We start from the raw sequence: 10053 nt of genomic DNA, 5'->3' as shown, positions 1-10053 counted from the left end.
CGAGCCCGCCGGTGAGCGACTGCATCTTCTCCTGCATGGCGGCTTCCGCCTTGCGGCGGGCCTCGCCGAAGGCGGTGACGAGCAGATCCTCGAGCACCTCGCGCTCTTCCGCCTTCATCAGCGAAGGATCGATCTTGACGCCCTTGACGTCCATCTTCGCGGTCATGCGCACGGCGACGAGACCGCCGCCGGAGATGCCCTCGACCTCGACGTTGGCGAGCTGGTCCTGCATCTCCTGCATCTTGGATTGCAGCTGCTGCGCCTGCTTCATCATGCCGAAAATATCGACCATCGGTGCTGTCCTTGGTTGGCGCGATGACTCATCGTCGCGCCTTCGCTGATTGTTTTGAGCGTGATCCAGTCGGAAAAGCGCTGCACGCTTTTTCCGGATCATGCTCTAGAGATCGTCGCCGTCGGAACCGTCGGGCGGATCGTCACTGCCATAGTCGGCGTTAATATCGGATTCCGGCGCCTCGGGGGCAAGCCTGCGGACCTCGACGACCTTCGCACCCGGAAACCGCGACAGCACCTCGCGCACGCGCGGATCGGCCTCGGCGGTGCGCGCATGTTCCTGCTTGGCCGCCTGGCTTACCGAGCGCAGCGTCGGCTGGCCCGGCTCGTTGGAGACGATCACGGTCCAGCGGCGCCCGGTCCAGAGCTCGAATTTTCGCGCGAGATCGGAAATCATGGTCTTGGAGGCGTTCGGCTCGAGCGCGACTTCCAGCCGGCCCTCCTCGAAACGAACGAGGCGCATGTCGCCTTCGAGCGCGCCCTTGGTCAGGAGGTCGCGCTTCTGCCCGGCCAGGGCAACGAGCTGGGTGAAGCTCGTGACGCGCAACACGGGCGTGGCAGCTTGCGGATCCGGCGCGGGTGTTGCCATCTGCGGACGAGCACCACCGCCGCCGAACGAGGACGGTGACGAATTCGGCATGCGAACGGGAGCCGCGGACGCCACCGGCCCGGCCGGCGCGTTGCGCGCGGCACTGCCGCCGCTCACGACCGGCGAACCACCGCCGTTCTGCTCCAGCATCTTGATCGCTTCGTCAGGCGTCGGCAGGTCGGCGACATAGGCGATGCGCACCAGCACCATCTCGGCGGCTGCGGCGGGCCGCGTCGCGGCCTGCACCTCGGTGATGCCCTTGAGCAGCATCTGCCACATCCGCGACAGCACGCGCATCGAGATCTTCGAGGCGAAATCCCGCGCGCGCACGCGCTCGGTCTCGCCATAGGCGACGTTGTCGGCGGTCGCCGGCACGATCTTCACGCGGGTGACGAAATTGACGAATTCGGCGAGATCCGAGAGCACGACGATCGGATCGGCGCCGACGTCGTACTGGTCGCGGAACTCCCTAAACGCGGACGCGATGTCGCCACGCGCCAGAGAATCGAAAAGATCGATGACACGGGTGCGGTCGGCGAGCCCCAGCATCTGCCTGACGGCATCGGCCTTCACGGTGCCTGCCGCATGCGCGATCGCCTGATCGAGCAGCGAGAGCGAATCGCGCACCGAGCCTTCCGCGGCGCGTGCGATGATACCTAGTGCTTCGGGCTCGATCTCGACGTTTTCCTTGGCCGCGATGTTGGCCAGATGCTTCATCAGCACGTCGGCCTCGACGCGGCGCAGGTCAAAACGCTGGCAGCGCGACAGCACCGTGACCGGAACCTTGCGGATCTCGGTCGTTGCGAACACGAACTTGGCGTGCTCCGGCGGTTCCTCCAGCGTCTTCAGGAAGGCGTTGAACGCCGCCGTCGACAGCATGTGGACTTCGTCGATGATGTAGACCTTGTAGCGGGCGCTGGCCGGCGCGTAGCGGACGCTGTCATTGATCTGACGGACGTCGTCCACGCCGGTGTGCGAGGCCGCGTCCATCTCCAGCACGTCCATGTGCCGGCTTTCCATGATGGCCTGGCAATGCACGCCGAGCGTCGGCATCTGGACCGTCGGGCCCTTCACCGAGCCATCCGGCATCTCGTAGTTGAGCGCGCGGGCAAGGATGCGCGCAGTGGTGGTCTTGCCGACCCCGCGGACGCCGGTGAGAATCCAGGCCTGCGGAATGCGACCGGTCTCGAACGCATTTGAGACGGTGCGGACCACGGCTTCCTGGCCGATCAGATCGTCGAACGAGGAAGGACGGTATTTCCGCGCCAGCACCCGGTAGGGCGTGCTGGCCCGGCCGGCGCTGTCAGGGTTGGGAGGGGCGCCAGCGTCGGTCATCGGTCGATCCGCAATGAAGTGTCTTTCGGCCGGCTTTGCGGAAAGGAGCGCGCTGGCGGCCCGAGCCGCCGGCGCAATTCGCTCGGAAAAACAGGTAGGAGACTGACGAGCGACCCGATCCGGACCTCGTTAGGGCTGCTTCCTTCCGGACCTGACCCGGTTGGCGAGTGGCTCGTCCACCGCCAATCTCCCGGCCCCTATTTGGGGCCAAAAGGACCGGAAAGCAAGCGGGTATCGGCTTGAACAGGCGCGGCTTCATGGTGGCTTGCCCAGCATCCGGGCAATTCCTGGTCTGCCCAGCCGATAGGCTGTGCTTTCACTGCCGGAGGCGCCTTGGTAAGAACGCTGCCGGAACTTCTTCCAACAGAAAAGCGATTGATCCCAATGGTTACACGTCGTGATGTTGCATCGATTGTCGGACTTGGCGCGATTGGCGCGGCGACGCTGGCCTCCCCTGCCGTGGCGCAGACCGCCGATACCAACGAATCGACCTTCGCCCGCATCCGCCGCACCAAGAAGATGCGGATCGGCGCGGTCGGCGGCGGCGCGCCCTATTACATGAAGGATCTTTCGACCGGCCAGTGGAAAGGCTTTTACGTCGACATCGCCAAGGCGCTCGCCGAGGACATGGAGGCCGAGCTCGAGATCACCGAGACCACCTGGGGCAATTCGGTGCTCGACCTGCAGTCCAACAAGATCGACATCTTCTTCGGCCTCAACCCGACCCCGAAGCGCGCGCTGGTGGTCGACTTCTCGGTGCCGGTCTTCAACAACGCCTTCGGCATCCTCTGCAAGAAGGACTTCAAGCCGAAGAGCTGGGCCGAGCTGAACTCGCCCGACATCAAGATCGCGGTCGACCAGGGCTCCTCGCACGACCAAGTCGTGAGCCGCCTGACGCCGAAGGCGCAGATCTCGCGGCTGAAGACCGCCGACGACGCCACCGCCGCGCTCCAGACCGGCCGCGTCGACGCGCAGTGCCTGATCACCATGCTGTCGCTCACGGTGCTGAAGAAAAATCCCTCGCTGGGCCAGTTCGTGCTGCCGACGCCGATCTTTGCTACCACGTCGAACGCCGGCTTCCGCCGCGAGACCGACAAGACCTGGCGCGACTACGTCAACACCTGGATCGACTTCAACAAAGGCCTCGGCTTCATTCGCAACGCCATCATCACCAACATGGAGCTGGTGGGCGTGACCGAGGCGGACATTCCGCCGGGCGTTTCGCTGTAGTCTTCCACTGTCATTCCGGGGCGCCCAAAGGGCGAACCCGGAATCTCGAGATTCCGGGCTCGATGCTTCGCATCGCCCCGGACGACAATGCCGGCGGTCAAGGCGTTCGACGAGTAACACACGCATGTATCAGTGGGACTTCGGCATCCTCTGGAGCTATCGCTGGCTCTTTCTCAACGGGCTCGGCGTCACCGTAGGCTTCACCGTGGTCATCGTCGTGCTTGGCCTCGTCTTCGGCCTGTTCGGCGCGTTCGGCACCCTGTCGCGCTTTCGCGCGGTGCGCCTGCTCGCGCTCACCTTCATCGAGGCGTTCCGCTGCACGCCGATCCTGGTGCAGCTGATCTGGTTCTATTACGCGCTGCCGATCCTGGCGGGTGTCGAGATGACCCCAATCACGGCGTCGGCGCTGGCGCTGTCGCTCTATGGCGGCTCGTTCTATTCGGAGATCATCCGCGGCGGCATCATCTCGATCGACCGCGGCCAGTCCGAAGCCGGTGCCGCGCTCGGTATGACCCCGGGACAGAGCATGCGGCGCATCGTGCTGCCGCAGGCGATCAAGCGCATGATCCCGGCGCTGATGAACCAGTCGATCATCCAGTTCAAGAACACCTCGCTGGTCTCGGTGCTGGCGGTGCCTGATCTGGTCTATCAGAGCCAGGTCGCCGCCCATGACAGCTACCGTCCGCTGGAAACCTACACCGCCGTCGCGGTCGCCTATGCGGCGATCCTGATCCCCCTGACCATCATGGTCCGGCGCGGCGAGAAGCGACTGGCGGTCGGCGAATGAGCGACACCTCTTCCAAGATCGAGATCCGGGCGCTGCGCAAAAGCTTTGGCAGCAACGAGGTTTTGAAGAGCATCAGCCTGGATGTCGCGAAGGGCGGCGTCGTGGCGCTGATCGGCCCGTCCGGCTCCGGCAAGTCGACGCTGCTCCGCTGCATCAACCTCCTGGTGACGCCCGACGGCGGCAGCGTTCGCGTCGGCGACACCCGCTTTTCGTTCGGCGAGGGTACGAAGCTCCCCGATGTGAAGACGCTGGCCAAATTCCGTACCACCACCGGCATGGTGTTCCAGCATTTCAATCTGTTCCCGCACATGACGACGCTGCAGAACGTGATGGAGGGACCGGTCACGGTGCGGCGCATGGCCAAGGCGGACGCCGAGAAGCTGGCGCGGGCCCAACTCACGAAGGTGGGCCTTGCAGAGAAGGCCGACCAATATCCGGCAACGCTCTCCGGCGGACAGAAGCAGCGCGTCGCGATTGCGCGGGCGCTCGCCATGGAGCCGGACGTGATGCTGTTCGACGAGGTCACCTCCGCGCTCGATCCCGAGCTTGTCGGCGAGGTCTTGAACGTCATGCAGCAGCTGGCGTCGGAGGGCATGACCATGGTGATCGTCACCCACGAGATCGCCTTTGCCCGCGAAGTCGCCGACCGTCTGATCTTCATGCGCGACGGCGTCGTGGTCGAGGAAGGCCCGGCGCGACAGGTGATCGACAATCCGCAGGAAGGAGCGACGCGCGCGTTCCTCAGCCATTTCCACCGCACCGGCGCGCTGCCGCCGGTTACAACGGCATCGTGATGTCCGAAATCGATCGCGTCTATCTTGTCACCGGCGCCGCCAGCGGCATCGGCCGCGCCACCGCAAAACTGCTCGCGGGGCCCGGCACTGCGCTGCTGCTGCACACGCGCTCCAACGCAGCCGGCCTCGACGCCACGGCGGCGGAAGCCGAAGCGCAAGGCGCGATCGTCGCAAAATGCCTCGGCGATCTCGCCGAGGAGACCGCGGCCACCGACACCGTCGCCGCTACGCAACGTGCCTTCGGCCGGCTCGACGGATTGATCCTGATCGGCGGCCATGCCCGGCGCGGCAGCGCCATCGGTACGCCGGCGGATCAGTTCCGCAAGGCAATGGACGAGTCGGCGCTGGCGTTCACACGGTTGGTGGACGCCGCGCTGCCGCTGCTGCGTGCAGGGCGAGATTCGCGGATCGTGGCGGTGTCGTCGTTCGTCGCTCACGCGATCCGGCCGGAGTTCGCGCCCTTTGCAGCGACGGCCGCGAGCCGCTCCGCGCTCGAAGCGCTGGTGCGGCTCACCGCAGTCGAGCTCGCCAGGGAGGGCATCACCGTCAACGCCGTCGCGCCGGGCCTGATCGTCAAGGACAAGCCCAGCGAAAGCCGGCTTACACCCGAGCAGATCGCCGCGACCGAGACGCTGATCCCGATGGGCCGCCGCGGGCGACCGGAGGAAGTCGCCGAGATCATCGCCTTCCTGGCATCCCCAAAAGCATCCTACGTCACCGGCCAGGTCTGGCACGTCAATGGAGGCCTGACATGACCGAAGCCACCATCGAACGTCTCAGGCTGTTCCTGATCGAGAGCCCGATCAAGATGGCGCGCCTCCAGGGCGTCGGCAACGTCAAGGGTACGGTGAAGCGCGTGCTGCTGGAGCTCACGTCGAGCGACGGCGTGATCGGCTGGGGCGAGGCGGCACCATGGGAAGTGTTCACGGGAACGCCGGAAGCGGCGTTCGCCGCGCTCGACATCTATTTGCGGCCAATCGTGCTCGGCAAGTCGGTGCGCCGCATCCGCGCGCTGATGGCCGAGCTCGATCGTGCGCTGGTCGGACATGCCGAAGCCAAGGTCGCGATCGAGATGGCGCTGCTCGACATCGTCGGCAAGTCGTCGGGACTTTCGGTCGCCGACCTGCTCGGCGGGCGCGTACGCGACACGATCCCGCTGTCGTTCTCGATCGCCGATCCGGATTTCGCCGCCGATCTCGAACGCATGCGGAAGATGGTTCCGGACGGCAATTTGATCTACAAGGTCAAGACCGGCGTGAAGCCGCATCGCGAGGATCTCGATCATCTCGCGGCGATCCGGAAAGAATTCGGCGACAAGGTCGATCTACGCGTCGATTACAACCAGGCGCTGGCGCCGTTCGGCGCCATCAAAATCCTGCGCGATATCGAGCAGTTTGCGCCGACCTTCATCGAGCAGCCGGTGCCGCGCAAATTTCTCGACGTGATGGCGCAGCTCACCGCGGCGCTGGAAACGCCGGTGCTCGCCGACGAAAGCTGTTTCGACCGCCGCGACATGATGGAGGTGGTGCGCCGCGAGGCGGCAGATGCCGTCTCGATCAAGCTGATGAAGGCCGGCGGCCTGTTCGAGGCGCAGGCGATCATGGCGATCGCTGACATCGCGGGCCTGCCCGGCTATGGCGGCACGCTGTGGGAGGGCGGCATCGGGCTTGCCGCCGGCACGCAGCTGATCGCCGCGACGCCGGGCATCTCGCTCGGCTGCGAATTCTACATGCCGCATCATGTGCTGACCGAGGACGTGCTGGAAGAGCGCGTCGCCAATCGCGGCGGCCACGTCGTGGTGCCGGACGGTGCCGGCCTCGGCATCCGCGTCAGCGAAGCCTCGGTCCGCGCCAATGCGCGGGTGTTGGCGGAGGGGTAAAGGCACGCCCCCACCGTCGTCCTGGCGAAAGCCAGGACCCATTGCCCCAAAGAGAAGTTGCGGCACGAGGTCGGTAACCCCGAATCTTCGCCAAACCCAATCCGATGGTAATGGGTCCTGGATCGGCGCTGCGCTTGTCCAGGACGACGATCGCGTATGCCGCCTCTGCGGAGCGCCATCCTTCCCCAATCAGATTCCGTATCGTATGGTCGCAGCAAATATTCAGGGGTTCCGCCCCGCCATGCCCGATCCCATCGGGCCATCCGGAAACCTTTATGTCCGAACCCGCCTGGTCGCTGCACTCCCGCCTGAAAGAGGACACTATCGACATCGGCGATTTGCCGCTGTGCAAGGTCTTGGTCATCAAGGACGCGCATTATCCCTGGCTGCTGCTGGTGCCGCGACGCGCCGACGCGGTGGAGATCATCGACCTCGACGAGGTGCAGCAGGCGCAATTGATGACGGAGATCTCCCGCGTCTCGCGCGCGCTGAAGGAGATCACCCAATGCGACAAGCTCAACATCGCGGCACTCGGTAACCTCGTGCCGCAGCTTCACGTCCACATCATCGCGCGCCGCACCAGTGACGCCGCCTGGCCGCGGCCGGTCTGGGGCGTGATGCAGCCCTTGGCGCACGACGCCACCGAGGTGCAGAGTTTCATCAGCGCGCTTCGCCGCAAGATCTGGTTGGGTTGAAAGAACAAGAAATGTCAGCATTCGACTCGTTTCCACTGGGACAACCCGCCTTCGTCACCAACATTCTCGACCGCGCCGCGCATCTGCGCCGCGACGACGAAAAGCTGTTCGCGATGGAGCAGAAGCCGTCGTCGCGCGCCTATGTGGTCTATCGCGACTCACTGCTGGTGAAGCGCGAGGGCGACAAAGTGCGCGCGCTGCTCGGAATCGACGAGGCGTTGAAATGCGGCGCCAATCCCGGCACGATCTTCTTAGGCTTGCGCGGCGGCGCCGCGATGTTCGGGATGGGCCTGTCGCAGGCCGCGTCCGAGAAGCTGATCGGGCGCGAGGACTACGCCCTCAGCGAGCTGCGCGGCATGGCGATGCAGGGCGCGGTGCCGCCGCAGGAGCTGTCGGCGATCGCGATGGCGAAGTCGATGGTGAGCTGGCATCAGCGCCACGGCTATTGCGCCAATTGCGGCACGCGTACCGCGATGAAGGAAGGCGGCTGGAAGCGGGAGTGCCCGAGTTGCAAGGCCGAGCATTTCCCGCGCACCGACCCTGTCGTGATCATGCACGTCGCCGCCGGCGACAAATGCCTGCTCGGCCGCCAGAAGCAGTTTCCGCCGGGCATGTATTCCTGCCTCGCCGGCTTCGTCGAGGCCGCCGAAACCATCGAGGACGCGGTGCGCCGCGAGATTTTCGAAGAATCCGGCATTCGCTGCACCGAGGTGCAATATTACATGACCCAGCCCTGGCCCTATCCGTCGTCGCTGATGATCGGGTGCAGCGCGCGGGCGGTGAGCGAGGACATCGTCGTCGATCACTCCGAGTTGGAGGATGCGCGCTGGTTCACGCGCGAGGAGGCGGCCTTGATGCTGACGCGGACGCATCCTGACGGGCTCGCCGGCCCGCATCCGTTTGCGATTGCGCATCACCTGCTCGGCCGCTGGGTGCACGACAAGAGCTGAGACGGAGATGGCTGCACCAGGGATCGCGCCGCGCATCCTCTGCATCGGCATTCCCGTGCGCGACCTGACCTTTCGTGTCGAAACCGTGCCCGCGCGCGGCAGCAAGGCGAATGCCAGGCATCTCGCGGAGATTTGCGGCGGCAACGCACTCAATGCCGCGATCGCTATCGCTCGGCTTGGTGGCCGCGTCGCGTTCGCAGGTCCGATGGGCGATGCGCAGGAGACGTCGAGCGGCTTCATTCTCGACCGCATGACATCCGAAAATATCGACACAAGCCATATCGTGCGCATACCTGATGCGAGCACGCCCGTCTCTGCCATCATCATTGACGCGACGGGCGAGCGAACGCTCACGATCTATCGCGATCCGGCCCTGTGGACAGTCGAGCTGCCCGACGCCGACAAGCTGCTCGCCGATTGCCGGGCGGTTCTCGTCGAAAGCCGCTGCGCCGCGTTCGCAACTTCGCTCTGCACCGAGGCACGCCGGCGCGGCATTGCCGTCATCGTCGGCGTCGACCGCGCGATGTCGTTGCAGGACAGCCTGCTCACGGCCGCCTCACATCTGCTGTTCGCCAGTGACCAGTTGCAGGAGACAGCCGGCACCCCCGATGACGGCGCGGCATTGAAGCGCCTGGCCGCGCTCACGCCCGCCTTCCTCGCCGCCACCCGCGGTCCGTATGGCACGATCTGGCTGAACGAGACCGGCGCATTGGAGCAGACGCCGGCCTTCCCGGTTCAGGCCGTCGATACGCTCGGCGCCGGCGACGTCTTCCATGGCGCCTTCACGCTTCGCTTCGCCGAAGGTGGCGGCGTGCGGCAGGCGCTGCGATTCGCCGCGGCCGCCGCGGCGCTGAAATGCACCCGTCCTGGTGGCGGCCTGGCCGCCCCGCAACGCGTTGAAGTTGAAGAGCTTTTGAGCACGTCGCCGGCGGCGACGTTGGAGCGGGCGCCAAGATTATAGACTTGCTATAGAAAGATTTTCTCTATATCAGGGAAAACGTCCCTTGAAATGGAACAAAGTTCTTCAAATGACCGATCTCGCCGTCCCACTCCCCGAGACCAGCCGCCGCCTCGACGCCATCGACCGCAAGATTCTGATGGTGCTGCAGGACGATGCCTCCCTCTCCGTCGCCGAGATTGGCGACCGCGTCGGCCTGTCCTCGACCCCCTGCTGGAAGCGCATCCAGCGCTTGGAGGCCGACGGCGTGATTACCAAGCGGGTGGCGCTGGTCGACCAGAACAAGATCGGGCTCGGCATCTCCGTGTTCGTGTCGGTCGAGAGCTCCGACCATTCCGACGCCTGGCTCAAGAGGTTCGCCGACGCCGTCAGCGCCATGCCTGAGGTGATGGAGTTCTATCGCATGGCCGGCGACGTCGATTACATGCTGCGCGTCGTCGTCGCGGACATGCAGGCCTATGACGTGTTCTACAAGAAACTGATCAGCGCCGTGCCGCTGAAGAACGTCACCTCGCGCTTCGCGATGGAGAAGATCAAGTCGGTCA

Annotated in this window: 11 protein-coding genes and 1 other RNA gene; 9 read left to right on the top strand and 3 right to left on the bottom strand. The window is 65.1% G+C overall.

Translation table 11 applies throughout. From position 1 onward, the window contains the following. The 3 genes from IVB32_RS21565 to ffs form a co-directional block, all read right to left on the bottom strand. Positions 1-292: YbaB/EbfC family nucleoid-associated protein (locus IVB32_RS21565; RefSeq protein ID WP_247411381.1), on the bottom strand; the 292-nt coding region annotated here is incomplete at its 3' end. Between the two features lie 105 nt (positions 293-397). Then, positions 398-2215: a DNA polymerase III subunit gamma/tau gene (locus tag IVB32_RS21560; protein WP_018453016.1), complete on the bottom strand. Its 1818-nt coding sequence runs from the start codon at positions 2213-2215 to the stop codon at positions 398-400. 94 nt (positions 2216-2309) lie between these two features. After that, positions 2310-2406, bottom strand: an RNA gene (ffs, locus tag IVB32_RS21555) — signal recognition particle sRNA small type. Between the two features lie 193 nt (positions 2407-2599). Here ffs and IVB32_RS21550 point away from each other — a divergent pair. The 9 genes from IVB32_RS21550 to IVB32_RS21510 all read left to right on the top strand — a co-directional run. Further along, a complete protein-coding gene (locus IVB32_RS21550) occupies positions 2600-3445 on the top strand; it encodes a transporter substrate-binding domain-containing protein (protein ID WP_018453015.1) in 846 nt (281 codons plus the stop codon). A gap of 124 nt (positions 3446-3569) precedes the next feature. Continuing rightward, positions 3570-4232 carry an amino acid ABC transporter permease gene (locus IVB32_RS21545; protein ID WP_018453014.1) on the top strand — a complete coding sequence of 221 codons (663 nt, stop codon included), beginning with the start codon at positions 3570-3572 and terminating at the stop codon, positions 4230-4232. Beyond that, complete coding sequence (locus IVB32_RS21540) at positions 4229-5026, top strand: amino acid ABC transporter ATP-binding protein (protein ID WP_018453013.1); 798 nt, start codon at positions 4229-4231, stop codon at positions 5024-5026. Before IVB32_RS21545 ends, IVB32_RS21540 begins: the two co-directional genes overlap by 4 nt. Continuing rightward, positions 5026-5781, top strand: a complete 756-nt coding sequence (locus IVB32_RS21535; protein ID WP_018453012.1) for an SDR family oxidoreductase — start codon at positions 5026-5028, stop codon at positions 5779-5781. Before IVB32_RS21540 ends, IVB32_RS21535 begins: the two co-directional genes overlap by 1 nt. Further along, positions 5778-6905, top strand: a complete 1128-nt coding sequence (locus IVB32_RS21530) for a muconate cycloisomerase family protein (RefSeq protein ID WP_018453011.1) — start codon at positions 5778-5780, stop codon at positions 6903-6905. The genes IVB32_RS21535 and IVB32_RS21530 overlap by 4 nt, the downstream gene beginning before the upstream one ends. A 275-nt stretch (positions 6906-7180) precedes the next feature. Beyond that, complete coding sequence (locus IVB32_RS21525; protein WP_018453010.1) at positions 7181-7600, top strand: HIT family protein; 420 nt, start codon at positions 7181-7183, stop codon at positions 7598-7600. An 11-nt stretch (positions 7601-7611) separates the two neighbouring features. Beyond that, entirely contained in the window at positions 7612-8550 is a 939-nt protein-coding gene (nudC, locus tag IVB32_RS21520; protein WP_018453009.1) for an NAD(+) diphosphatase, read from the top strand. Between the two features lie 7 nt (positions 8551-8557). Continuing rightward, on the top strand, positions 8558-9511 hold the full coding sequence (locus IVB32_RS21515) for a sugar kinase (protein WP_247369115.1): 954 nt from the start codon (positions 8558-8560) through the stop codon (positions 9509-9511). A gap of 67 nt (positions 9512-9578) precedes the next feature. Next, positions 9579-10053: Lrp/AsnC family transcriptional regulator (locus tag IVB32_RS21510; protein ID WP_247411419.1), on the top strand; the 475-nt coding region annotated here is incomplete at its 3' end.

This window comes from Bradyrhizobium sp. 23 (assembly GCF_023073295.1).
Classification (GTDB): Bacteria; Pseudomonadota; Alphaproteobacteria; order Rhizobiales; family Xanthobacteraceae; genus Bradyrhizobium; species Bradyrhizobium canariense_D.
The sequence above is the reverse complement of the archived record's forward strand: the minus strand, read 5'-3'. Positions and strand labels throughout refer to the sequence as shown.

Bases quoted from the DNA above. Each gene is read 5' to 3' on its own strand.
- IVB32_RS21550 (WP_018453015.1), top strand. From the start codon at position 2,600: ATGGTTACACGTCGTGATGTTGCATCGATTGTCGGACTTGGCGCGATT.
- IVB32_RS21515 (WP_247369115.1), top strand. From the start codon at position 8,558: ATGGCTGCACCAGGGATCGCGCCGCGCATCCTCTGCATCGGCATTCCC.
- nudC (WP_018453009.1), top strand. From the start codon at position 7,612: ATGTCAGCATTCGACTCGTTTCCACTGGGACAACCCGCCTTCGTCACC.
- IVB32_RS21560 (WP_018453016.1), bottom strand. From the start codon at position 2,215: ATGACCGACGCTGGCGCCCCTCCCAACCCTGACAGCGCCGGCCGGGCC.
- IVB32_RS21535 (WP_018453012.1), top strand. From the start codon at position 5,026: ATGTCCGAAATCGATCGCGTCTATCTTGTCACCGGCGCCGCCAGCGGC.
- IVB32_RS21530 (WP_018453011.1), top strand. From the start codon at position 5,778: ATGACCGAAGCCACCATCGAACGTCTCAGGCTGTTCCTGATCGAGAGC.
- IVB32_RS21540 (WP_018453013.1), top strand. From the start codon at position 4,229: ATGAGCGACACCTCTTCCAAGATCGAGATCCGGGCGCTGCGCAAAAGC.
- IVB32_RS21525 (WP_018453010.1), top strand. From the start codon at position 7,181: ATGTCCGAACCCGCCTGGTCGCTGCACTCCCGCCTGAAAGAGGACACT.
- IVB32_RS21545 (WP_018453014.1), top strand. From the start codon at position 3,570: ATGTATCAGTGGGACTTCGGCATCCTCTGGAGCTATCGCTGGCTCTTT.